The 23,567-nt window shown below is 66.9% G+C and carries 23 protein-coding genes and 1 tRNA gene; 3 read left to right on the top strand and 21 right to left on the bottom strand.

Annotated features, from left to right (window positions below; all coding sequences use genetic code 11):
* Positions 1-3 precede the first annotated feature (3 nt).
* The 6 genes from ACRARE_RS11470 to ACRARE_RS11495 form a co-directional block, all read right to left on the bottom strand.
* Positions 4-1,377 (bottom strand): aldehyde dehydrogenase family protein, encoded by a 1,374-nt coding sequence (locus ACRARE_RS11470; RefSeq protein WP_432656575.1) that lies wholly within the window; start codon positions 1,375-1,377, stop codon positions 4-6.
* Between the two features lie 2 nt (positions 1,378-1,379).
* Positions 1,380-2,741 carry a glutamine synthetase family protein gene (locus ACRARE_RS11475; RefSeq protein WP_432656576.1) on the bottom strand — a complete coding sequence of 454 codons (1,362 nt, stop codon included), beginning with the start codon at positions 2,739-2,741 and terminating at the stop codon, positions 1,380-1,382.
* Between the two features lie 71 nt (positions 2,742-2,812).
* Positions 2,813-3,850 carry a TRAP transporter substrate-binding protein gene (locus tag ACRARE_RS11480; RefSeq protein WP_432656577.1) on the bottom strand — a complete coding sequence of 346 codons (1,038 nt, stop codon included), beginning with the start codon at positions 3,848-3,850 and terminating at the stop codon, positions 2,813-2,815.
* Between the two features lie 58 nt (positions 3,851-3,908).
* On the bottom strand, positions 3,909-5,234 hold the full coding sequence (locus ACRARE_RS11485; RefSeq protein ID WP_432656578.1) for a TRAP transporter large permease: 1,326 nt from the start codon (positions 5,232-5,234) through the stop codon (positions 3,909-3,911).
* 1 nt (position 5,235) lies between these two features.
* The gene (locus ACRARE_RS11490; RefSeq protein ID WP_432656579.1) at positions 5,236-5,829 is read right to left on the bottom strand and encodes a TRAP transporter small permease subunit; all 594 of its coding nucleotides are present in this window, start codon (positions 5,827-5,829) and stop codon (positions 5,236-5,238) included.
* Positions 5,826-6,641: an N-formylglutamate amidohydrolase gene (locus ACRARE_RS11495; RefSeq protein WP_432656580.1), complete on the bottom strand. Its 816-nt coding sequence runs from the start codon at positions 6,639-6,641 to the stop codon at positions 5,826-5,828. The genes ACRARE_RS11490 and ACRARE_RS11495 overlap by 4 nt, the downstream gene beginning before the upstream one ends.
* A gap of 105 nt (positions 6,642-6,746) precedes the next feature.
* Here ACRARE_RS11495 and ACRARE_RS11500 point away from each other — a divergent pair, with 105 nt between their 5' ends.
* On the top strand, positions 6,747-7,676 hold the full coding sequence (locus tag ACRARE_RS11500; RefSeq protein WP_432656581.1) for a MurR/RpiR family transcriptional regulator: 930 nt from the start codon (positions 6,747-6,749) through the stop codon (positions 7,674-7,676).
* Between the two features lie 85 nt (positions 7,677-7,761).
* Here the strand turns inward: ACRARE_RS11500 and aroQ are convergent, their stop codons facing one another.
* Positions 7,762-8,202, bottom strand: coding sequence for a type II 3-dehydroquinate dehydratase (aroQ, locus tag ACRARE_RS11505; RefSeq protein WP_432656582.1), 441 nt, complete (start codon positions 8,200-8,202; stop codon positions 7,762-7,764).
* Positions 8,203-8,489: 287 nt separating this feature from the next.
* Here aroQ and ACRARE_RS11510 point away from each other — a divergent pair, with 287 nt between their 5' ends.
* Positions 8,490-9,395 (top strand): Hint domain-containing protein, encoded by a 906-nt coding sequence (locus ACRARE_RS11510; protein ID WP_432656583.1) that lies wholly within the window; start codon positions 8,490-8,492, stop codon positions 9,393-9,395.
* Between the two features lie 39 nt (positions 9,396-9,434).
* Here ACRARE_RS11510 and ACRARE_RS11515 read toward each other — a convergent pair whose 3' ends face one another.
* The 9 genes from ACRARE_RS11515 to ACRARE_RS11555 all read right to left on the bottom strand — a co-directional run bounded on the left by ACRARE_RS11515 (position 9,435) and on the right by ACRARE_RS11555 (position 19,112).
* On the bottom strand, positions 9,435-11,435 hold the full coding sequence (locus tag ACRARE_RS11515) for a sulfotransferase (protein WP_432656584.1): 2,001 nt from the start codon (positions 11,433-11,435) through the stop codon (positions 9,435-9,437).
* The gene (locus ACRARE_RS11520; protein ID WP_432656585.1) at positions 11,432-12,202 is read right to left on the bottom strand and encodes a hypothetical protein; all 771 of its coding nucleotides are present in this window, start codon (positions 12,200-12,202) and stop codon (positions 11,432-11,434) included. The genes ACRARE_RS11515 and ACRARE_RS11520 overlap by 4 nt, the downstream gene beginning before the upstream one ends.
* A 116-nt stretch (positions 12,203-12,318) precedes the next feature.
* Positions 12,319-13,251 (bottom strand): AEC family transporter, encoded by a 933-nt coding sequence (locus ACRARE_RS11525; protein ID WP_432656586.1) that lies wholly within the window; start codon positions 13,249-13,251, stop codon positions 12,319-12,321.
* A gap of 33 nt (positions 13,252-13,284) precedes the next feature.
* Positions 13,285-14,082 (bottom strand): MBL fold metallo-hydrolase, encoded by a 798-nt coding sequence (locus ACRARE_RS11530; protein ID WP_432656587.1) that lies wholly within the window; start codon positions 14,080-14,082, stop codon positions 13,285-13,287.
* Entirely contained in the window at positions 14,082-14,891 is an 810-nt protein-coding gene (locus ACRARE_RS11535; protein WP_432656588.1) for a TatD family hydrolase, read from the bottom strand. The genes ACRARE_RS11530 and ACRARE_RS11535 overlap by 1 nt, the downstream gene beginning before the upstream one ends.
* A gap of 60 nt (positions 14,892-14,951) precedes the next feature.
* Positions 14,952-16,088, bottom strand: coding sequence for a DNA polymerase III subunit delta' (locus ACRARE_RS11540; protein ID WP_432656589.1), 1,137 nt, complete (start codon positions 16,086-16,088; stop codon positions 14,952-14,954).
* Entirely contained in the window at positions 16,085-16,723 is a 639-nt protein-coding gene (gene tmk / locus ACRARE_RS11545; RefSeq protein ID WP_432656590.1) for a dTMP kinase, read from the bottom strand. Before tmk ends, ACRARE_RS11540 begins: the two co-directional genes overlap by 4 nt.
* Positions 16,720-17,949 carry a D-alanyl-D-alanine carboxypeptidase family protein gene (locus ACRARE_RS11550; RefSeq protein WP_432656591.1) on the bottom strand — a complete coding sequence of 410 codons (1,230 nt, stop codon included), beginning with the start codon at positions 17,947-17,949 and terminating at the stop codon, positions 16,720-16,722. Before ACRARE_RS11550 ends, tmk begins: the two co-directional genes overlap by 4 nt.
* Before the next feature lie 92 nt (positions 17,950-18,041).
* Positions 18,042-19,112: an SPOR domain-containing protein gene (locus tag ACRARE_RS11555; protein ID WP_432656592.1), complete on the bottom strand. Its 1,071-nt coding sequence runs from the start codon at positions 19,110-19,112 to the stop codon at positions 18,042-18,044.
* A gap of 225 nt (positions 19,113-19,337) precedes the next feature.
* Here ACRARE_RS11555 and ACRARE_RS11560 point away from each other — a divergent pair.
* Positions 19,338-19,427 (top strand) — tRNA-Ser (locus tag ACRARE_RS11560).
* Between the two features lie 101 nt (positions 19,428-19,528).
* On the opposite strand, the gene ACRARE_RS11565 is transcribed toward ACRARE_RS11560, so the two are convergent.
* From ACRARE_RS11565 to ACRARE_RS11585, 5 genes are all read right to left on the bottom strand, one after another.
* Positions 19,529-20,572 (bottom strand): tyrosine-type recombinase/integrase, encoded by a 1,044-nt coding sequence (locus ACRARE_RS11565; RefSeq protein WP_432656593.1) that lies wholly within the window; start codon positions 20,570-20,572, stop codon positions 19,529-19,531.
* A gap of 104 nt (positions 20,573-20,676) precedes the next feature.
* Positions 20,677-21,090, bottom strand: coding sequence for a helix-turn-helix domain-containing protein (locus ACRARE_RS11570; protein ID WP_432656594.1), 414 nt, complete (start codon positions 21,088-21,090; stop codon positions 20,677-20,679).
* 7 nt (positions 21,091-21,097) lie between these two features.
* The gene (locus tag ACRARE_RS11575; RefSeq protein ID WP_432656595.1) at positions 21,098-21,313 is read right to left on the bottom strand and encodes a helix-turn-helix domain-containing protein; all 216 of its coding nucleotides are present in this window, start codon (positions 21,311-21,313) and stop codon (positions 21,098-21,100) included.
* A gap of 81 nt (positions 21,314-21,394) precedes the next feature.
* Entirely contained in the window at positions 21,395-22,213 is an 819-nt protein-coding gene (locus ACRARE_RS11580; RefSeq protein ID WP_432656596.1) for a hypothetical protein, read from the bottom strand.
* On the bottom strand, positions 22,210-23,430 hold the full coding sequence (locus ACRARE_RS11585) for a hypothetical protein (protein ID WP_432656597.1): 1,221 nt from the start codon (positions 23,428-23,430) through the stop codon (positions 22,210-22,212). Before ACRARE_RS11585 ends, ACRARE_RS11580 begins: the two co-directional genes overlap by 4 nt.
* Between the last annotated feature and the right edge of the window lie 137 nt (positions 23,431-23,567).

The following is a 23,567-nucleotide window of genomic DNA, read 5'->3' on the forward strand; positions in this document are numbered from 1 at the left end:
TCCTCAGGCTTTGCGGTAATGGTGCGACTTGGGACGGGTCAGCGCCTGGTAGCCCAGGATCGACAGGCCCGCGCCGTGGCCGGTGTTCTTGCACCCCGTCCAGCACAGCGCCGGGTCGAGGTAATCGCAACGGTTCATGAAGACCGTGCCGGTCTCCAGACGGGGCGCGATGGCGTTCATCGCCTCGACGTCCTTGGTGAAGACCGCCGCCGTCAGCCCGTATTGGCAATCGTTCATCAGGGCGATGGCCTCTTCGTCGTCCTTGACCGGCATGATGCCGACCACGGGGCCGAAGCTTTCCTCGCGCATGACTTCCATGTCGTGGGTCACGCCGGTCAGGATCTGCGGCGTCAGGTAGGCGGCGCCGTCATCGGCGGCCATCGGTTCGATCAGGGCCGTGGCGCCTGCGGCGACGGCATCGGCGATCTGGGCGCGCACGGTGGCGGCGAAACGGGCGTTGGCCATCGGGCCCACGGTCGTTTCCTGCTCCAGCGGGTTGCCCAGGGTCTGGCCCTGGACCCAGGCCACGGCCTTTTCGACAAAGGCGTCATAGAGGCTTTCGTGCACGTAGATCCGTTCGATCCCGCAGCAGCACTGGCCCGAGTTGAACATGGCGCCATCCATCAGGCCGTCGACAGCCGCGTCGAGGTCGGCATCGGCGCGGACATAGCCCGGATCCTTGCCGCCCAGTTCCGTCGCCACCGGCACGAAGGTGCCCGCCGCGTCGCGTTCCACCGCGCGGCCGCCCGCGACCGAACCGGTGAAGTTGATGAAGTCGAAGGCGCGGTCGGCCAGCAGGGCCGAGCTGACGTCATGGCTCAGCACGACGTTCTGGAAGACGTCCTCGGGCACGCCCGCGGCGTGCAGCGCCTCGGCCAGGTGATCGCCCACCTTCAGGGTCTGACCGGCGTGTTTCAGTACCACGGTATTGCCCGCGATCAGGGCGGGGGCCACGGTGTTGATCGCGGTCATGTAGGGATAGTTCCAGGGCGCGATCACATAGACCACGCCGTGGGGTTCGCGGGTGATCTTGCGGGTGAAGGCGTCGCTTTCCTCGATCACCAGCGGCGCCAGGGCGTCCTCGGCGATCTCGGCCATGTAGCTGGCGCGCTCGTTGAAGCCGCCGAACTCGCCGCCGAAACGCACGGGGCGGCCCATCTGATGGGCCAGTTCCTGCGCCATGCGGTCGGTCTGTTCCCCGATGATGGCCACGGCCTTCATCACCAGCTCGATCCGTTCGGCCAGGGGGCGGGCAGCCCAGGCGGGCTGCGCCGCACGGGCCGCCTCGACGGCGGCACGGGCGGCCGCCTCGCTCAGGTACTCGCGCGACAGGTACACCGACCCGTCGACAGGAGAGATCAGATCAACTTTGCTCATCTTTACGCTCTTTCGAATCCGCGTTGAATTTCCCAGTCGGTGACGACCGCGTCGAAGGCTTCCTGCTCCCAGTCGGCGGCATGGACGTAGTGATCGACCACCCCGTCGCCGAAGGCCTCGCGCAGGAGGGCCGAATTTGCCAGGGTCTCGCGCGCCGCGCGCAGGGTCGAGGGGATCTCGACGACCTTGCCCTGTTCATAGACATCGCCCGTGGCGGGCGGGGCCAGTTCCAGCCCCTCTTCGATGCCCTTGATCCCGGCGGCCAGCTGCACCGCCATCGCCAGATAGGGGTTCACGTCCGAGCCGGGAATGCGGCATTCCATCCGCACCGCCTTGGTGCCCGCGCCGCACAGGCGGAAGCCTGCGGTGCGGTTGTCCACCGACCAGACGGCCTTGGTGGGGGCAAAGCTGCCCGCCTGGAAGCGTTTGTAGCTGTTGATGTTCTGGGCCAGGAAGAAGGTATACTCGGGCGCATATTTGATCAGGCCCGCGCAATAGCTTTTCATCAGGTTCGACATGCCCAGGCTGTCGGCGGGATCATAGAAGGCACTGTCGCCGTCTTTCCACAGCGACTGGTGGACGTGGGCGGAACTGCCGACCTTGTCGCGGTGCCACTTGGGGATGAAGCTGGCCGCATGGCCCTTCATCAGGGCGACGTCCTTGACCACATGCTTGCCCAGCACGTGGTAGTCGGCCGCCAGCAGCGCCGCGTCGTACTTGATGTTCAGCTCTTCCTGGCCGGTCTCGGCCTCGCCCTTGGTGCATTCCACCGGGATGCCCATGGCGTAAAGGGCGTTGCGCACCGGGCGCAACACGACCTCGTCGCGCAGCGACAGTTGCAGCGCGTAATCCTCGTTATAGGGGGTCAGGGTGTCCAGATCCTTGAAGCCCGACTTGCGGATCTCGTCAAAGCTCTTCTCGAACAGGAAGAATTCCAGCTCGGTGGCCATCTTGGCGGACAGGCCCATGGCCTCCAGCCGGGCGATCTGCCCTTGCAGCATGGCGCGCGGGCTGTGCGGCACCGGCTTGTGGTGGTGGTGATCCAGCACGTCGCACAGCACGATCGCCGTGCCCTCCAGCCATGGGGCGGGGCGCAGCGTCGACAGGTCCGGCTTCATCACGTAGTCGCCATAGCCGCCGGCCCAGCTGGTCGCGGCGTAGCCCTCGACCGTGTACATCTCCAGGTCGGTGGCCAGCAGGTAGTTGCAGCAATGGCTTTCTTCCCAGGCGCTGTCGACGAAATGCGCCGCGTGAAAGCGTTTGCCCATCAGGCGGCCCTGCATGTCCACGATACAGGCCAGGACCGTGTCGATCTCGCCCGCGGCCACCTGTTCCTTCAGTTTGTCGAACGTCAGTGCTGCCATCTCTCATTCCTCCTAACCTGCGGAGGGCGGCCCAGACAGGGCCGCCCCGTTGTCTCGTTTCGGTGCGGCGATCAGCCGAAGGTGTAGGGCGGGCCCGCTTTCGAGGTCACGTCCTTGTAGTCGCGGAAGATCTGCACCAGCTTGGCGGCCACTTCGCCCTGCTCGGCCATCTCGTCCCAGAAGGTGACGGCGGCGTCTTCCACCACTTTCCACTCTTCCTGCGGGATCGAGCGCAGTTGCAGCTTGTCGCCCTGGGCGCGCAGACGCGCCTCGCCGCCCCAGTACCACTGGTTGCGGTAGGTGTGGCTGGCCTCGATGGCCGAGCTGACGATCTGCTTCAGGTGCTCGGGCAGGTCGGCCCAGCGTTTCTGGTTGACGAAGAACGACCCGATCCAGGCGCCCGAGATGTTGTTGGTCAGGAAGTAGTCGGTCACATCGGCCCAGCCCACGGTGTAGTCTTCCGTGATGCCCGACCAGGCCATGCCGTCCAGCTCGCCGGTCTGCACGGCGACCTGCGCATCCTCGTAGGGGATGTTCATCGGCACGACGCCGAATTGGCTCAGGAACTCACCTGCGGTCGGGAAGGTGTAAAGGCGCAGCCCTTCCAGGTCGGCCAGCGAGGTGACCTCTTTCTTGGTGTTGAAGTTACACGGGTCCTGACCCGCGGCCGACAGCCACTTCACGCCGACCTTGGCGTATTCCTCTTCCCAGATCTGGGCCAGGCCGTACTGCTGGAACAGCACCGGCACGTCCAGCGCGTGCTTGGTGGCCAGCGGGAAATACCCGCCGAACTGACGCAGCGGGGTCGGGGACGCCATGGAGTCGTCGTCCGAATGCACGCCGTCGATGGTGCCGCGTTGCAGCGCCTGGAACAGCTCGCCCGTGGGCACGATCTGGTCGGCGTAATACAGCTCGATCTCAAGCTCGCCCTGGGCGGCGGCGTTGATCGCGTCGATGGCGGGCTTGGTCACTTCCTGACCCAGCGCCGAACCGGCATAGGTCTGGAAGCGCCACTTGATGGCTTCCTGGGCACGCAGGACAGAGGGCGCGGCCAGGGCTGCGGGGGCGGCCATTGCGGCGCCGCGCAGGAAGGAACGTCTGTTGGTCATTTTCGGGTACTCCCTTTGAGGTTGGACGGGTGCCCCGCTTGCCCGCGGGGTCTGGTGGTTATTGGTAGACATAGTTCGGCAGCCAGGTGGCGATCGAGGGGAAGGCCATGACGATGGCCAGGGCGATCACCATCACCGTGACGAAGGGCGCGATAGAGCCATAGATGTCCTTCAGCGTGATCTCGGGCGGAGCCATGGCGCGCATCAGGAACAGGTTATAGCCGAAGGGCGGGGTCATGTAGGCGATCTGGCAGGTGATGGTGTAAAGGACACCGTACCACACCAGGTCAAAGCCCAGCTCGCCGACCAGCGGCACGTAAAGAGGGGCGACGATGACCAGCATCGCCGTGTCATCCAGGAAGCTGCCCATCACCAAGAAGCTCAGCTGCATCAGGATCAAGATCATCCAGGGGCTCAGGCCCAGCTGTTCGGTGAAGAGGAAGCTGATCGCCTTCACCGCGCCCAACCCGTCGAATACCGCACCGAAGGCCAGGGCCGCCAGGATGATCCACATGAACATGCAGGAGATGCCCAGGGTGTTGCGGGTGGCGGTCTCGAAGACCTTCCAGGACATCCGGCCCTTCAGCACGGCGGCCAGGAAGGCCGCGATGGCGCCGATGGCCGAGGCCTCGACCAACGAGGTCCAGCCCTTGACGAAGGGGATCATCATCACCGCGAAGATGCCCACGGGCAGCAGGCCCGCGCGCAGCAGGCGCAGCTTCTCGGCCCAGGTCACCTCGGCCCGTTCTTCCGCCGACAGGGCAGGGCCCAGGTCCGGGTTCGCGCGGCAGCGGATGACGATGTAAAGGATGAACAGCGCGGCCATCATCAGACCCGGCAGGATGCCCGCCAGCCACAGCTGGCCCACGGGCTGCCGCGCGATCATGGCGTAAAGCACCAGCACCACCGAGGGCGGCACCAGGATACCAAGCGAACTGCCCGCCTGGATCACGCCGGTGACCATCTTCTTGTCATAGCCGCGTTTCAGCAGCTCGGGCAGCGCGATGGTCGAGCCGATGGCCATCCCCGCCACGCTCAGGCCGTTCATCGCCGAGACCAGCACCATCAGTCCGATGGTGCCGATGGCCAGCCCGCCCTTCACCCCGCCCATCCAGACGTGGAACATGCGGTACAGGTCGTCGGCGATCTTCGATTCCGACAGCACGTAGCCCATGAAGACGAACATGGGGAGCGTCAGCATGGGATACCATTTCATCAGCTTCATCAGGGCGCCATAGCCCAGATCATAGCCGCCCCGGTCCCCCCAGAGCAGCAGCGCTGCCACCACGGCGACAAAGCCGATGGCGCCGAAGACCCGCTGGCCGGTCAGCAGCATCAGCATCATGGTGCTGAACATCAGCAGGGCGATCAGTTCATAGGACATCTCAGTATTCCTCCCCGCGCAGGCGCAGGATGTCCTTGAAGAACTCCGACAGGACCTGAAGCAGCATCAGGAACAGCCCGATGCAGGTAATCAACTTGATCGGCCACATGACCGGCTTCCACGAGGTGGGCGACTGCTCCAGATAGCCGATATGTTCGGAGGCGCCCGCGATGCCGCCGGTGAAGAAGGCGCCGATCAGCCCGCCGAACCAGGTCAGCGGCGGATCCATGAAATTGCCCAGGGAATAGGCCAGAGAGGCCAGGCCGCCATAGATCATCACGCCCAGGTAGAAGAGCAGGAAGAAGACGGTGAAGGCATCCAGCCAGGCCTTCTTGCGGTCGTTCAGCTCGGCATAGATCAGGTCCATGCGGACGTTCGAGCCAAGCTGGATCGAATAGGGCCCGCCCAGGATGTAATAGGCCACCATGGCGAACTGCGCCATTTCCAGCGTCCACATCGAGGGCAGGAAAAAGGTCTTCGAGATCGAGGACCACAGCAGGATGCCCATCAGGATGAAAAGACCGAACATGGTGACCCGGCCGATCCACCAGTTCATCCCGTCGATCCAGCGGATATAGCCGCGCATCACCCTCATGCGCCCTCCCCCGTGGGCAGGATGGCGGGGCCGCGGTCGCAGATCTCTTCGCCCTCGGTCGCCAGGGCGGCCAACGACAGGCTCAGCGCGCCGCACAGCTGTTCGGCGGCCAGGGCGACCTTTTCGGCATCGGCCAGCAGGTCGTTGCGCACCTCGATCATCACGTTCAGACGGCCGCGCGGCAGGGCGTGTTCGGCCAGGGTGTGGGTGACGCCGTCGGTGGCGGAATAGGGGGCGTTCAGCTCGGCCTTCAGCGGGCCGGACCAGTTGTCCATCATCGCCAGGGCCAGGCGGTTGTCGCTGTCGTGCAGCAGGCCGATCTCGGTCGGGCGCGGCTGGCCGTGCCAAAGGGGCGTGAAGGAATGCACCGTCACCAGGGCGCCGCCGTGGCGGTCCAGCACAGCCGACAGGGCGGCCTGGAAGGGGCGGTAGACCTCGCGCACCCGGGCGGCGCGCTGTTCGTCGTTCAGGCCCTGATTGCCCGGCACCTCGACCACCTCGGACCGTTCCGGCATGGCGCCCGGAGAACTGGGCGGGCGGTTGCAGTCATAGACCAGGCGCGACACGCGGCTGGCCACCAGGGGCGCGCCCATACGTTCGGAAATCGCCTGCGCCAGGGCCAGGGCGCCCGGATCCCAGACCGCATGGCTGAGGCGGTCGGCCTCGGCCAGGCCCAGCCCGTCGAGGGCGGCGGGAATGGCCGCGCTGGCGTGTTCACAGCACAGGACCACCGGTCCGGTGCCGCCGGGATGGATCACCTCGGCGGCGGGTCGCTCGCCGGGTGCCAGAATCTGAGAGTCATTGCCCACCATGGGCGCAGAGAAACCGGCCCCGGGCCCGGGTGTCAATTCATTTCTGTAGACATGACTACAGGGCATCTCTACTTTGTAGATATTGTTACAGCGGAAGGCGCGGCAGTGGCGAAGGCACGGGGCGGTGCAGAGGCAGAGGCAGCGGGGCAGGGCCCGGCGGATGGCCGGCGCGGCGCAGACCCCGCCGGGGCCGTGCGCGCCCGGATCGAGGCCGAAGACACCCGCCTGACCGCCGCCGAGAAACGCGTCGGCGAGGTGATCCTGAAGGACTACCCCATGGCCGGGATGCAATCGGTCACCAAGCTGGCCGATCTGGCCTGTGTCTCGACCCCCACGGTGATCCGCATGGCGCGCAAACTGGGCTTCGAAGGCTTCCCCGAGATGCAGAATGCCCTGCGCGACGAGGTGGCCGACCGGATCAAGGCCCCGGCGCTGAAACGCGATGCGCGCGGCGGCGACGGCCATGTGCTGCACCGCTTCGCCGATGCGGTGATCGGCAACCTGACCCGGTCGCTGGACCGGGTGGATACGGATACCTTCGACGCGGTGGCGGCCCTGCTGGCGGATACGGCGCGCCCGGCCTATTTCCTGGGCGGGCGGATCACTGGCGCCACGGCGGCCTATTTCCACAACCATATGCAGATCATCCGCACCGGCGTCACCCTGCTGGACCAGGCGCCCAACGTCTGGCCGCATTACCTGCTGGACATGGGCCCGGCCTCGGTCCTGGTGCTGTTCGACATCCGCCGCTACGAAAAGGACCTGCTGCGCCTGGCCGAACTGGCCGCCGAACGGGGCGCGACGATCGTGCTCTTCACCGACCAATGGGGCTCGCCCGTGTGCCGCGTGGCGCGCCATGTCTTCCACCTGGAGGTGGAGGCGCCCTCGAACTGGGACAGCACCGTGGCCATCATGACCGTGGTCGAGGCGCTGATCGCCGAGGTGCAGGCCAAACGCTGGGACGAAAGCCGCGAACGGCTGGACGAGCTGGAGGCGATGTTCTCTTCCACCCGGGTGTTCCGCTCGGGGCTGTGAGCCGGGCCATGGCGTGGGGTCTGGGCCCGGGCCCTCCTCCTGCCCTGGCAGGCGGGCGACGGACGGGCCGGGGATCAGCGGTGGATCAGGCGCCCACCAGGGTGGCCATGCGGCGCAGGGCCAGCTGATAGCCTTCGGTGCCGAAACCGGCGATCACCCCGTCGGCGCGCAGCGAGACATAGGAATGATGCCGGAAGCTCTCGCGCTTGTGCACGTTGGAGATATGGCATTCGATGACCACGCCCTCGAAGGCGTTCAGCGCATCCAGGATGGCGACCGAGGTATGGGTATAGGCGCCGGGGTTGATCACGATGCCCGCGCAGGTGCCGCGCGCCGCATGGATGCAGTCGATGATGCCGCCCTCGTGGTTGGACTGGTAGAAGTCCAGCTCCAGCCCCAGATCGGCGGCCAGCGCGGTGCAGTCGGCGGCCACGTCGTCCAGCGTCTCATGCCCGTAGATCTCGGGCTGGCGCTTGCCCAGCAGGTTCAGGTTGGGGCCGTTGATGACCTGGATCTTGGCTGCCATGGCGCGCTCTCCTCTTGCTTGCCTTCCTCCCTAAGGGGCGCCGCGCCGCCGGGCAAGAGCGGGTCGCGCGCGCCATTCGCACGCGCCGATGAATTTTTGACCGTCTGATCCGCATCTGACCGGGTGCTGTGGCGCCGTTGTCGATTTTTCGCCGCAATTGCGACTTTTACTCACCTCGCGCGACTCCCAATTTGGCCATCGACCGATGGTCTTGTTGCGCAACCGGGCCGGCGCAAGCCGGGACCACAACAAAAAGGCAAAATGCCACAAAAGGGTAGAACAGGGTCATGAACTGGAACGAACGCCTCGCACGAGGCCCGCAGCGCTGTCTCGGCTCGGCCCATGAGGGTCAGGCGGGATACGGGGCGGCTCCGGCCTCCTGGGACTATATCAAGAAGCCTCTGCGCTATTACCAGGGCGGGGGCGATGGCGGCGGGCTGGACCGGCGCCTGGCCTTTGGCCCTTCGGGACCGCTCAGCGACAGCGAAGGCCCGTTCAGCGGGCGCCGCATCGGCACCCTGCGCCGCGACGGCAAGCTGCGGATGTTCTCGGTCGATCATGTCACCTCTTTCATCGCAGGCACGCGGCTGCGCACCCCCGGCGGGCTGCGCCGGATCGAGGAACTGCGCCCCGGCGACAAGGTGATGACCCTCGACAACGGCCCCTGCGAGGTGACCTGGACCGGGCGCCGCACCGTCCGCGCGGGCGGCCGGTTCGCGCCGATCCTGATCCGCCCCGGCGCCCTGGGCAATCGCCATCCGGTCCTCGTCTCGCCGTCACAGCACCTGGTGCTGAAGGACAGCGCGGTGCGGATGCTGTTTGGCCGCGACGAGGCGGTGGTGGCGGCACGTCACCTGCTGGATGGTGAACGCATCATCCGCAGCCCGCGCCCGCAGACGGAATACGTGCTGCTGCAGATGGACGGCTATCAGGTGCTGGACGAGGGCGACCTGGGGCTGGAATGTGCCGAGCCGCTGACCATCTGTGCCCTGGACGAGGCCATGCTGGCCCGGCCCCTGGCCCCCGATGCGGCGCGCCGTGCCGAGCTGAGCCTGAAGATGGCGCGGGGCGACCGGGTGGGCCTGTCGGGCTATGAAAGCCGCCTGCTGCGTTCGATGATGGCGGCCACCGCCGATCTGCTGCCCGCCCTGGGGCGCGGCTCGGGCAATGCCTTCGGGCTGGCCCTGTCCTGACGTCGCTGTCCTGACCACGCCGCCCTGATGCCGCGGGGCTCAGGCCGGGGGCGCCGCCTCCTTGCGTTGCAGCGCCGCCCGGGCGCGGCCTTCGTCGAAGGGCAGGCCCGCCGCCGCGCAGACCGGCGCCAGGGGGGCGACATCGCCGCCCATGATCCCCTCGGCCTGCACCACATGCACCGTCACCCCGCTGTCGCGCAGCGCGGCCAGCCGGTCGTCGTAGCAGGCGGCAAAGGGTTTCCAGAACTCCGCCGAGGTCGAATGCTGGCGCATGAAGCTGGCCCGCGCCAGCGAGGCCAGCACCGCCGGGCGGTCGCGCTGGACGACCACCCAGGTGGCGCCGGGGAAAGCACGGGCGAAAAGCGGCCAGAGCAGGGCGAGCTTGGGATCCTTGTAGCCCCAGGGGATCTTGCCGTTGTAGCCTTCGGCGCGGATCGCGCGCAGCAGGCGGCGGGTCAGCCCGGGGCAGGGCGGCAGGGCCTCGGTCCGGGGCAGGGGCGCCACGCCGCGCGGATCGGCGCCAAGGGCGGCCAGCAGCGGCTTCAGGTGCTTTTCGCGGATCCGGCGGTTCTCGCCGTAGCCTTCGGGATTGTCGGCATTGCCTGCGATCGTCTCGCCTAGCCACAGGCCCTGCCCTTGCAGGATGCGGGTCACCAGCGAGGTGCCAGAGCGCGGCAGCCCGGTGATGAAGACCGGGCGCAGCGCCGCGGGCAGACCGGCGGGCGGGGCGCGGTGGATCGCGGGCAGGGCGGCGACAGGGCGCTGGCCCCAGTCCCGGCGCGCGGTTTCGATCCAGGCCGCCAGGGCGCGGGCCGACAGGTCTTCCTTGCGCAGGGTGGTGGCGCTGGCAAAGGCGCTCTGGGCATCGGCGCCCGGGCCCCAGAACCAATGCGCCGAGTGGTTCATGACCGCCAGCAGAGGCACGCCCGAGAACCCCGCCATGTGCCAGTTGGCACTGTCGACCGAGATCACTCCCGCCAGGGGGCGGATCATGTCGATGGTCTCGGCCGGGTTGGTGGTGATGTCGGCCAGCGGCACATGGCAGCGCGGATCGGCGGTGAGGATCGCGCGTTCCTCATCGGTCAGGTCGAATTGCAGCGCCAGAAAGCGCGCGTTCAGCGGCAGCATGTCGAGCAGGAAGCGCAGCGGGATATGCCGTTCCTCGCGCCGGTTCTGCCCCGAGCCACCCCGCCAGCACAGGCCGAAGACCGGCGGGTCGAAGGGGTGGCGCGTGGGCTGGTCCAGGGTGATCCCGGGCGCGATATGGCCCAGGCGGCGATAGCCCCGGCCGACGAAATCGGCGGCCAGATGGGCGCGCGGCTGTCCCAGCTCTTCGGCCACGCGGGCGGCGGGCACGTAGCGGGCCTGGGGGAAATAGCGCCGGATCAGCGGGCCATATTTGGCCAGGCCAATGAAGGTGGCGGCCTCATGGGCGCCCTCGGCCTTGATATGGGCCAGGTGGAACAGCACGTCGCCCAGACCCTGTTCCAGCACGATCATCCCTTCGTCGCGGGCCGGATCCTCGGGCAGGGGGACATGGGTCACCCCCTGGGGCAGGACACGAGGAAAGTTGATCGCCTGCCAGCGCGCCGCATAAAGGGGAAAGCCCAGCCTGTAGCGATGCGCCCAGATCTCGTGCAGCCCGGCAGAGGTGCGGAAATCGGCCAGCTCGCGCGCGCCGTTGGCCGGATCGCGACGCAGCCGCTTGGCCTGACCCGGGTCGCGCAGCCGCAGCGACAGCCGATAGCGCATCGGCGTGAAAAGGCGCGTGGGCAGGGCGCGATTCAACTGTCGCGCGGCCTCCAGATCGCCCACGCCGTAAAGGGCGCAGCCCAGTTGCAGATAGCGCAGGGACTCCAGCCGGGGCGAGGGGATGCGGTTGGCCTCTGCCAGGGGCAGCAGCGGCGCGATCCGGTCCCAACAGCGCGAGATATTGCCCGAGGTGAAATCCCCCTGCGCCTCGCCTAGCAGCTTGGCCAGATCGACCTGGCGCGCCTGGGGGCCGGGGGCGGATCCGGGCGCCGGGGCGGCGCCGCTCATTTTTCCTTTACCTTCAGCAGGCGCTCGGGGCGTACCCGTTCGGCGGCCTCGAACAGCGAGAAGGTCTGGTTGACGTAGTTCACCGCGCCGCCGATGTGATCCATGTAGGTTTGCAGCTCGGGCGTCAGCTCGGCCTCGACCATCTGCACCGTGCGGTCCGGCCCGTCGGCCTCGAACTGCACGTAGAACAGCGGCTCGCCCCGGCGGATGACGATGGGCTGCGTCGTGTCATGCCATTCGAAGGCCCACATCAGCGGTCGTGGCCACAGGTTGATCGGGAAGCGCCCGCCAAAGATCGTCCCCGGCAGGGGCGTCTTGCGGTAGTACATGTAGGCTTCAAGCTGGGTCATGTAGACCGGCTCGTCGGTGATGAAGTAATAGGGCAGCTTCAGCTGGAGGATGGGCCGGTCGGGAAAGCGCCATTCGCCCTCGCTGACCAGCGACAGCCGCTTGCCCAGGGTCGACCCGCGCACCGCCGATTTCTCGCCCGAGAGGTTGCGCAGCGCCGGTTTGCCGTCCTTGTCGCGGGCAAAGCCGATGTTCAGATCGAAGGGGCAGAGCACCTCGAAATAGCGGCTTTCCAGACCCACCACGGCGGGGCAGCGCGAGGCGGATTTGGCGTGGTCGCGCCGGGCGTCGCGGGAATGCACCCGGCGGGGCGGTTCGTAGATCACCGGCGCGTCGGTCTTGCCCAGAAGCCAGCCGATCTTGACCGGGCCTGCGCCGGGGTCGGTGGGGCCGCGCTGGTAGGTCACGGTGATGTCCATGAGGGATCTCCTGCGCGCGGGGGCGGCCAATGCCGAAAGGGGTAGCCTGTCACCCGGCCCCGCGCAAGGATTTCAAGGGCTTCGCCCCGCGTGCGTAGCAGTTGGCAGAGGTCCCGTCAGGGCAGCAGGGACAGCCAGAACCACGAAGTGAACAGGCAGACCCCGGTGGCGATCAGCAGGGCCGAGGCCGCCGAGCGCTTGGCCCGGTCATAGAGGTTGGCGAAGACATAGGTGTTCACGCCCGGCGCCACGCAGGCGGTCAGCACCGCCGAGCGGAAGGCCGCTTCGGGCAGGGCGAAGGCGCGGCCCAGCCCCCAGGTGATCGCCGGATGCACCAGAAGGGCCAGCACGCAGATCATGCCGATCAGCCGCCAGTCGCCCTCGATCTTGTATTGCACCAGCACGCCGCCCACGGCGAACAGCGCCGCCGGCAGGGCCGAGCGGGCGATGATCTGCATCGCATCGGTCAGCGGCCCGGGCACCGTCAGCCCGCTGAGGTTCACCGCGAAGCCGCACATCAGCGCGATCACCAGCGGGTTGGTGAAGATCTGCCGCAGGATTCGCCGCACCAGCGCGCCAAGGGCCAGGCCCTGGCCGCCCGCCCGGGTCAGCTCCATCGCGGCGATGCCCAGGGTGTAGCAGAAGGGGGCGTGGATCGAGATGATGGCAAAGTTCGCATCCAGCGCGTCCAGGCCGAAGGCCCGTTCGGTGATCGGCACGCCCAGCATCATCGAGTTGGAGAAGAGGCAGCAGAACCCGATGACCACCGCATCCTCGGGCGAGCGGCCGATGGCGCGGGCGCCGAAAAGGCCGAGGAAGAAACAGGCGGTGGCCCCGGCGTAGAAGCTGAGCAGCAGCGGCGCGTGGAACTGTTCGCCCAGGTCGAAACTGCTGACCGCCAGGAACAGCAGGCAGGGAAAGGCCGCGTTCTGGGTGTAGGACATCAGCCCCTCGGCCACCGACAGCTTCAGCAGCCCGGTCCGGGTGGTCACATAGCCCGCGCCCAGCACCAGGAAGACCGGCAGGATGATGTTGAGAAGCGCGCTCATGCCAGGGCCCGGGGCGCGGGCGTCATCCGCGCGTCACAGGTCATAGGTGATCTGCATCCCGTCGAAGGCCGGGGTGATGTGATCCGCCGTCTCGGCCTCCAGCGTCTCGTAGTCGAGGTCGATGTGCATATTGGTCAGCACCGCGCGGTCCGGCGCGGCCCGTTCGATCCAGGCCAGGGATTGTTCCAGGTGCGAATGGGTGGGATGCGGATCGCGGCGCAGGGTGTCCAGGATCCAGCATTTCAGCCCGGCGCAGGCCTCCCAGGCCTCGTCGGACATCTGGGCCACATCGGGCAGATAGGCCACGTCGCGCACCCGGAACCCCAGGGCGTCGATCGAGCCGTGATTGACCCGGAAGGGCATCAGCGTCACCGGCCCGCCCGCGCCGTCGATGGTGACGGCGCCCTTGATGGTGTTCAATTCCAGGATCGGCGGATAGGGCGAACCTTCGGGCTGCACGAAGACATAGCCGAAGCGGCTGAGCAGCGCATCCTGGGTGTCGCCATCGGCCCAGACGGGCAGGCGGCGGCGCATGTTGAAGACCACCTGGCGCAGGTCGTCGATGCCATGCACATGGTCCGCATGGGCATGGGTGAAGACCACCGCGTCCAGCTCTCCGATCCCTGCGTCCAGCAGTTGCTGGCGCATGTCGGGCGAGGTGTCGATCAGCACCCGGGTGGTGCCCTCGTCACGGATCTGCTCGACCAGGAGGGAGCAGCGGCGGCGCGCATTCTTGGGGTTCGTGGGGTCGCAATCGCCCCAAAGGCCGCCGAGGCGCGGCACACCGCCGGACGAGCCGCAGCCGAGGATGGTGAAGCGCAGCTGAGCCATCAGGCGGCGTCCTTCTTCCAGGCCGAAACCTTGGTGAAAAGCCGGTCGAAATTCGCCTGGGTCTGGGCGGCGAAGGCGGCATAGTCCATGCCGAAGACCTCGGCGCCGACCTGGGCGGTCAGGGCGGTAAAGGCGGGCTCGTTCCGCTTGCCGCGATGCGGCGGTGGGGCCAGATAGGGGCTGTCGGTCTCCACCAGCACCCGGTCGCGCGGCACCTGGGCGAAGAAATCGCGCAGCTCCTGGCTTTTCTTGAAGGTCGTGACGCCCGACATCGACAGGTAGAACCCCAGATCCAACGCGCGGCGCCCAAGCTCGGGGCCGGACGAGAAGCAATGCATAACGCAGGAATAGGGGGCGTTGCGGTGCTCTTCTTCGAGGATCCGCGCCATGTCCTCATCCGCGTCGCGGGCATGGATGACCAGCGGCAGGCCGGTTGCGGCGGCGGCGGCGCAATGCACCCGCAGGCTGACCTGCTGCGCCTGGGCGCTGTCGGCGGTGTAGTGGTAATCGAGGCCCGTCTCGCCGATGGCGACCAGTTTCGGATGCTTGGCCACCTCGACCAGCTGCTCGAAGGTCACCGGGGCCTCGTCCGCCACCGACATGGGGTGCAGACCATAGGCCCAGAAGACCGACGGATAGGTCTCGGCGATGGCGCGCACCTTGTCGATGCCGCCGGGTTTGGTGCAGATCGACACCATCCGGGTCACGCCCGCCGCATGGGCGCGCTCGATCACCTCATCCAGCGCGCCGTCGAAATCGGGAAAGTCGAGGTGGCAATGGCTGTCGGTGATCTGGGCGGCGTCGGTCATGTCTGTCCTGATGGGTCTTGCGGGCGGGATGGGATGTGCCGGGACGGCGGGCCGGGCGGCCTAGCCCCCGGCGGCGGCTTTCTGAAGCCTGAAGACCGTATCTAGGATGAGCGCCGAAGGGTCAAGGTTGACCGCCGTGCCGTGGCGCAGGCGGGCGCCGATCTCTTGCGCCTCTGACGCCCAAAGGCGCGCCGCATGGGCATCGGGGGCCAGCCGCGCAAAGGCCTGGGCCTCGCCGGGGGCGGCCTCGGGCTGGGGCGGCCTGCCGCGCGCGCCGGTCAGGGCCAGCCGCGCCAGCGCCTGATCCAGCAGGGCCAGCAGCAGGGCGCGGCGTTCCTCTTGGCCGCGGGCGGCGGCGGCATCGGCCAGGGCCTGGGCGCGGGCGCGATCCAGACGCGGCAGGCTGTCGAGGATGGCCACCCATTCGGCATAAAGCTTCAGCCCGTCGAGGTTGGCCAGCTGCACGGCGGCGCCCACCGACCCCTCGGCCAGGGCGGCCAGCCGTTCCGGCGCCTGGGTCTCGATCCCGGCCTGATCCAGCGCGGCCTGCATGGCGGCCTCGTCCAGGGGCCGCAGGCGCAGCACCCGGCAGCGCGAGCGGATGGTGGGCAGCAGGCCCGAAGGCTGATGCGTGACCAGCAAAAGCGTGGTGCGCGCGGGCGGCTCTTCCAGCAACTTGAGGATGGCGTTGGCGGCCGAGGTGTTCAGCTCGTCCGTGGCATCGACGATGACCACCCGGCGGCCACCATCGGCAGAGGAGAGCGAGAAGAAGTTCTTCAACCGTCGCGCCTCGTCGACGGTGATCTGGGCCTTCAGCCGCCCGGTCTTTTCGTTCACGCCCCGGCGCAGCACGAAAAGCCCGGGTTCCGCCCCGGCGGCCATGCGGCGCGCCACCGGGTGGTCGGGCGGGATCGCCAGGCTGTCGGCGGGGGCGGGCGCCAGGGCCTCGCCGAACATGCCGCCGTCCTCTGCCGCAGGGTCCGGCGTGGCCAGCAGAAAGCGCGCGATGGCCCAGGCCAGGGTCGCCTTGCCCGACCCGCGCGGGCCGGTGATCATCCAGCCGTGGTGCAAGCGGCCCGAATGGAAGGCGTCGAGGAACTCGGCCTCTGCGGCCCCCTGGCCGAAAAGGCGCGGCGTGTCGCGCGGATGCGGTGCGCCTTCGACGCGGTCCGGCTCGGGGGCGCCCTCGTCGCTCATGCCGGGGCCTCGAAGAGCTCGGGCAGGGCGGCGCGCAGCCGGGCAAAGACGCTGTCCACGTCGCCTGCGCCATCGACGATGCGGAACCGCTCGGCATAGGTGGCGGCCAGATCGAGGTAGCCCTGGCGCATGGCCTTTTGCAGTTCCAGGCCGAAGGTCTCGAACCGTTCCTCGGCCCCGGGGCGCGACAGGGCGCGGGACAGGCCCGCCTCGGGGTCCATGTCGATCAAGAGGGTGATGTCCGGTTCGCGCCCGATCATCAGCGCGTGCAGCTGGTCGACCGTGTCGCGCAGGTCGCCGCGCGACAGGCCCTGATACATCCGGGTGCTGTCGGCGAAGCGGTCGCAGATCACCACGGCGCCGCGGGCCAGGGCGGGCAGGATGGTACGTTCCAGGTGGTCGCGGCGGGCGGCGGTGAACAGCAGGATCTCGGTCTCGGCGGACCAGCGGTCGGGGTCGCCGTTCAGCACCAGGGCGCGGATCTCTTCCGCCCCGGGCGAGCCGCCGGGTTCGCGGGTCAGAACGACTTCACGGCCCTGCTGTTGCAGAGCCGTGGCAAGGGCGCGGGCCTGGGTGGATTTGCCCGACCCGTCGATCCCTTCGAAAGAGAGGAAAAGCCCCCCGTTCTCGGTCAAGAGCTGGCCTCCGGCGTGGCGGCAGCCGGGGCGGCGGCGGTCTCGGCGGGGCCTTCGTTCAGCCGCCGCAGCAGATAGCGCGCGGCGCTTTGCAGTTTCGAGGTAAAGCCGCCATGGGGCACCGCCTCGGCGGCGATCAGGGGGATGCGCTTCTCGGGCAGGCCCTCGGGGCGGATGATGATCTCGCCCAGCTCCTGGCCTGCGGCGACCGGCGCCATAACCGGCCCGCGCGCCACGATTTCCGAGGCCACGCCATCGCCGGTCAGCACGGGCACCAGGGTGCGCACGTCCTCGGCCACGGTCAGGCCCACGTCGGGGGCTGCGCCCTCATGCACCGGCAGGCGCACCGGCAGGATCTCTCCGGCGTCCAGCAGGGTGCTTTCGGTGAACTGGCGGAAGGCCCAGTTGACGATCGACCGACCCTCCTCCGAGCGTGCCTGGGTGCTGTCGAGCCCGGCATAGACGAAGACCACGCGGCGGCCCGACACGGCATCCTTGGCCGAGCCGACCAGGCCATAGCCCGCTTCCTCGGTATGGCCGGTCTTCAGACCGTCGGCGCCGATGCCCATCGACAGCAGCGGGTTGCGGTTGTGGATGTTCTGCGGGGCGCGGCCGTCGAAGGTGAACTCGCGCTCGCTGAAGTATTCGTAGAACTCGGGGAAGTCCTCGATGATGTGGCGCGCCAGCAGGGCCAGGTCGCGCATCGACATGCGCTGCATCGGATCGGGCCAGCCGTTCGAGTTGGCGAAGGTCGAATTGGTCATGCCCAGCTGATGCGCCCGCTGGGTCATGTAGCTGGCAAAGCCCGCTTCGGTGCCATCGGGCGACAGGGCTTCGGCGATCACGGCACAGGCGTCATTGCCCGACAGCACGATGATCCCCTGGATCAGGTCCGAGACCTTCACCCGGTCGGTGGTGTCCAGGAACATGGTCGAGCCGCCGTAGTTCATCGCGTGTTGCGAGACGGGCAGTTCCTCGTCCAGGCGCAGGCGGCCGTCGCGGATCGCCTCGAAGGCCACGTAAAGCGTCATCAGCTTCGACATCGAGGCGGGCGGCAGCGGCGTGTCGGCCTCCTTGGCCAGCAGCACCGTGTCGGTGGTGATGTCCACGACAAAGGCCGCGCGGGCGCGGGTGTCGAAGGCCTGGGCCGGCAGGGCGGCCAGGCCGAGCAGGGCGGCGCTAAGGACCGTGGCGAGGGCGCGCAACGGACGGCGGCGGTGGGACATGGGCGGTTCCTTCTGCTTCGCGGATGGTCAGAGCCGGGCCCGGGGAACGCTGGGCGGCGCCCCGGGGCGCGCCCGTTCTACCACGGGGCGGATCAGTTGGTAACCGGATAGGCGTCGGTAAAGCCAGCCCCCTTGACGATCTGAAGCATGGTTGCGCGTTCCTCGGCCGACATGGCGGGACCGGCGATCACACGGTAGAACGTCTTGCCCGCGCTTTGCTGGGTCAGAACGCTGACATCCAGGGCGCGCTGGCGCATGGCGGTGGCGGTGTCCTCGGCGTTCTTCTGAACGCTGAAGATCCCGAGCTGGATATAGGGTTTGTCGAGGGTCGAGACCGCGGCGGCGGCGACGGGCGCGGGGGCCGGTGCGGCAGGCGCGGGGCCGTCCAGCGGCGTGGCGGTGACCTCGGCCGGGGCGGCGCTGCCCAGCGGGCCGGCGGTGCTGGCCCCTGCGCTTGCATCGGCGCTGCGGCTGCCGCGATCCTTGCGGAACAGGCCGAAAAGCCCACCCCGCTCACGCGGTTGGGTCTGGGTTTCGGCGGCGGGGGCGGCGTCCGCACCTGCGGTCGCCTCCAGCGAGGCGGCGGTGTCGGTGGCCAACGAGGCCTCAAGTGGTGTGGCCTCGACCGGGGCGGCAGCGGGCACGGCGGCGGCGGTCGCGGGCAGCGGCTCGGGCGCCGCGGGGGCGGGGTCGACGGTTTCGCGACGCAGGGCGGTGACGTTCAGCTGTTCGGGCGCGCCTGCCAGCATGTCCAGCGCGGCGGCGGCATCAGACGAGACCTGAAGCCGCGGCCCCGGGCCCATCGTCTCGCGCCTAAACAGCGCGCCGATGACGAAATTGTCATTGCTGGTATTGCGGATCAGCACCCGTTCGGGCTCGGCCACGTCGGGATGGGCCACCCAGACCCCACCCAGCGAGGGGCGCCCGTCCCACAGGCCCGCCTCGGTCACCTGGAAGACATCCGGCGCCTCGATGTCGCGTTCGATCAGCTTGGTCGAGCGGCCGCCCCCCGCGCTGGCCTCGGCCGTGTCCTGCGAGGCCTGGAACAGCTGCAGCTGGCCGCCTTCCTGGCAGGCGCCAAGCGCCAGCAGCGCCAGGGCCGCGACGGCGGATTTCATCGGAAACGGGCGGGGCCGTGCCATCCGGGGGGGCTGAACCATCATGTCTGCTCTCTGCCTCGGCGGCGGGGCCGCCCTGCCGCGTCGGGCGGCAATGCTCTTCAACTGCGCTCTGCCGGGGGATCGGGCCGCCGGTCTGTTTTGCGGGAAAGTAACCCGAAGCCCCGCACAAGGAAAGCCCGACCAGGGTCTGGCCCGCCATTTCAGCCGTTGAACGGCGGGAATGCGCGCTTCCAGAATCATTCGCGGGCAGCTAACCCGCTGCGGACCGGAGGAGTGGCAGAGTGGTCGAATGCACCGGTCTTGAAAACCGGCGTGCGTGAAAGCGTACCGTGGGTTCGAATCCCACCTCCTCCGCCACTAATCTTGTTTAACCAATTGATTTTAGGGTGAATTTCGGGCTAATGCGGGGATGGTTCCCACGTTCATTCCCACACCTTGCGGCGCTTTGCAGCCTCGCTTCAGTCGTCCAGAACCCTGTCATCCTCTGACTCGCCGGTGATCAATGTGCGCAGCCGGGCGCGGTCGATCTGACCATAGCTGCGCAACGTGGTCAGCACATCGTCGTGACCGAGGTTCTGGGACGTGGCGACAAGTTCGGCGACGGTGGCATTTCTTGACGAAACCCGACGCGCCAGCATGTGTCGAAAGGCATGTGGCCCGAAAGGCTGGAGCTTCGCGGCGACAAAGGCCGTGTTGACGATCTTGCGGACCGGCTCGGTGCTGCTCCAGTGGCGCCGTGTGAAACCCTCGGCGGCGAAGCCCATGTTGGCGTTGGGCGTGATAGCCGTTGCAGGAAAGAGCGGATCGTCGGGGCCGTAGAGCGCCTCGTTCTCCAGATAGGTGATCCAGGCGCGCAGGGCAGCTTCGGCCTCGGGGAAGCCTTTGGCGAAGAAGGTGTCGAAGTTCTTGCCGAATTTGGTTGCCACCTCGCGCGGGTTCTGCGCGACGGATTTGTCATCCAGATCGACATGCTTCAGGCGCAAGGTGATCAGCGCGCCGACACGGACCCCGGTCAGGCAGAGTAAGCCGAAAATCGCCTTGTCCCTCATTTCGCGAGGGGTGCCAGAGGGCATCAGTTCAAGGGCTTTCTGCGCCTGTTTCTCGCTGGGCGCGGGGCGTGCGGGGGCGGCGCGGGCCTCGGCTTCGTCTCGACGGGACAGGCTGAAATACTCTGAATCGGAGGCCCGGACACGACTGCGGAAGCCATCCTGCTGGGACAGCCAAAGCGTGAACTCGCGCATGGTCGCCATGATCGCTCGGGCGGTGGACTTGCCTAGCGGCTTGCCCTTCGCCGTCTTTGTGCGCTCTAGGTGGTCGCGGAATCCCATCGCCCAGTCGATGTGAAACTTGGCAAAATGCGTCCGTCCGTTCCAGACATCGAAACGCTCAAGGGCGGCCAATTCCTTGTCGAGGGACTTCTCCGAAAGCTGGCGCGCATACTTCCGGTATTCTAGGAATTTGCGCTTGAGGCGTTCGTTTGCTTCATTTGGTTGCTTGCTCATCTAGGCCTCCTTTCAGGCATTCATGAGGGGGGAATTCGGCGGATGTTTGGGGTGGGCGCGAAGTGGAAAATCACGGGGGCCTCTGCCCACCACCTTAATGTTCGCTAGTGCCGCATGATTTTGAGGTCGAGGATGCGGGAAAGCTCCGAAACACGGGATGCGGAGATAGGCTTGGACATGATCGTTCCGCAGGCCCCGCAAAGAGCCGTCAGCCTCGCCCGTTCCCCGGTCATGTCACAGTCGGCGAGCCCCTCTGCTGCGTGCCGCTCTGCTTTGCAACGAAAGCAATAGAAGGTGTCGATCTGTGTTTTCACCGACCGCTTTCTGCGTTGCGCTTTGATGTACCGGCGCAAGTCGTCGCCTCGGATAAGCTTGGGCCGCGTGTCGTCCATGATGCGTAGCCCGGCCGATGCCCAGTTGCGGATCGTTCGGTCGCTGACGCCTGTCACCTCTGCCGCTTCCTCGAATGTGTAGCAGCGGAACGACTTGATCCCGCTCAGGCGCGCTTGCTTCGGCATCTGCGTCTCACTCGCTGCCCTGGGTTTCGTTTCGCTTCAGCCAGGCGCGCAAAGCATCGAGCGTGATCAGGCGGCGTGTCCCGATCTTGACGCTTTTCAAGTCGCCCGAAGACAGCGCGGCGTAGAGCGTCGTACGCCCGATGCTGCACAGGCGCGCCGCTTCGTTTGGCGACACAGCGAGAACTTGGGGGATTTGGTTCAGAATATCGGTGGCGTCCGTCATGGCCCATACTCCTTTGCTTGGGTACAGGCGGACGATGCGGGACGCGGAGGGGTTCAAAATAGGTGCGCGGTTTTGAACCCCTTATGAACCCTTGCGGGCGGCTCTAACGTATCGCTGCAAGGTGGAATCGGAGGGAAGGGGCTTGCCCGGATAGGCGGCTTCGAAAATGGCTTTAACCGCGCGTGCTTCGGCCTTGATCGCTGTGGCGGCTGCGCCTGTCGAAATGCGATCCTCGATCAGGGGCTTGATCAGATGACCATGCTGATCTGGTCGCCCGACAGTGCTTGCTCTGGGCGCTCCAGCCAGAGTTCCGGGGTCTTCTAGAAGGCGCAGCGCGCCGGTCGTTGGGTCCAGATCGACGACTTGATCGAGGTGGGCCGTCACGATGTCTGCCATTGGCCAAGCGCCCTGACAGGTCAGGATCAACCGCCAACGTGACCGGGCATGGCGGCTTAGTGTATCTTGCAGCTGGCGTGCATCTTCCTCGGTCTGCAAGCGCGGATGGAAGTAAAGCATGATCTTATCGTGCGCTGCCGTGAAGGCCCCGATACGCCAGGTCTGGTCTTGAAGTGGGGTTGCCTTACGCTGCTCACAGTCGAGAAGATCGGCCAACTTGCCGATCAGAAACGGAAGGTCGGGGCGGTATGCAATCACCTGCTCGGGGGCGAGCTTTACCAGCCCCAGTTCGGGGCAATAATACCCATGGTCGAGCTGCTCATAAACGACAGGGGCAGAGTGCGCCTCGCTGCATTCGTCGCACACCACCGCGTCAAGCACGCCCGCTTTTCGCAAGAAGCCATGTTGCACAAGCGCGGCGAAGCTTCGGTCGCCGTCATAGAAGCCAGAGGATACTTTGCCGCCTTGTGCGATGATCTCGCAAAGCCGGGACGCGGCGTTCACTCGACCACCTCGAACAAGTCATCGTCGTTGGGCGGGGGTGCAAGCAGTTGCCAGCGTTCCAGAAGCCCATGCACAAACTGTCGTTCGGCCTCGGTCTTGTTCGGAACGCTTGTTGTATTGGGGGCGCTTAGCGTGACGGTCAATATGCGCCCTCTCTTGCCGTCCTTCGGCGCAAGATGGATGCGCAGCGTTGCGGACAGGATCGACCAGCCGCTGGCGCGCAGCGGAGAGGCGGGGCCGAAACGGCGGTCTAGGAAGGCATAGAGGGTTTCGTTCTCACCCCGCTTTTCGACCCTGGCGAAACCACCGTCGGATGACCGGAAGGACAGCGAGGAAACCTCGACCCGTTGGATCCCGTCTGCGGGGGCAGTTTCAAATGTCGGGTTATCGCGCAGCACGTCGAGCTGAACATCGCGGCGGGGCACCTGAACTGGGGTCTCGGAATGCTGGGCGAAATGCTCTGCGAATGACTGAATATACCTTTGGCGGGCTTTGCGGCCCCCCTTCGCGTAGATTTCGACGCTCTTCTGACTGGGGTCACAGGCGATGCCGATCTCAAGAACCTTTTGCACGGTTTGCCGTTCGAGGGTGTCATCTTTGAAGGCAAGTTCGCTTCGGGCGCGCTCTTCGATGTAGATCGTGGCCTGGGTCAGTTGGCTTTCCTGGCCGCTCAGCGGATCCATACGGACCGAGTGATACCAATCAGCTTCTCGTTTGCGATGCGCTGGCAGGTTGAGGATCTCGACCGCGTCTTCGAGGAAGCTTGCGCGCGCGCCTGCGTCGTCGAGAGCCCATGGCTTGCCGTCTTTCGGGAACTGATAGCGCGCCCATTGTCTGCCGCCGGTCCGTTGCAGCAGGGACATCTGCACCTGCACCTTGTTGATCATGTCGGGGTGCTGGGTGGCCAGCATCAGCAGGACGTCTTCGATGCCGTCGAACCCCTCAAGCGAAATCCCCGACCCGGCGCACACCTGCTCTGCGCCGGTCATCCCGGTGTCGTCGGCCAATTCGCTCAGAAGCTCCAATTCCGATGTCAGCGCGTCTTGCTGCGCGTCCGGCAGCTCCGAGAGCAACGCCTCGACGGATCGTGCCAAAGCCGTCCCGCGCCCCTCGCTGGTCCAATCGAAATCTGCGGGGGCATCAACACCCTGCGCGGCGAAATAGGCCCTCAGCCGTGGGGGCGGGGATCTGCGAATGAAGCCTTTGAATGATGCCATATGTTGCGCCTCTGGATTCGGGGTGCACAAATTATGGGGTTCGCGGGCGTATGGTGCAAGCTATTTGCGTTCGCAGGATGCCGCGACCATCGAATGGCGCCCATTGTGAAGCGCGGAATGGCTCTGCTACTGGTTAA

This window comes from Pseudooceanicola aquaeponti (assembly GCF_050897975.1).
In the GTDB taxonomy this organism is placed as follows: Bacteria; Pseudomonadota; Alphaproteobacteria; order Rhodobacterales; family Rhodobacteraceae; genus Pseudooceanicola.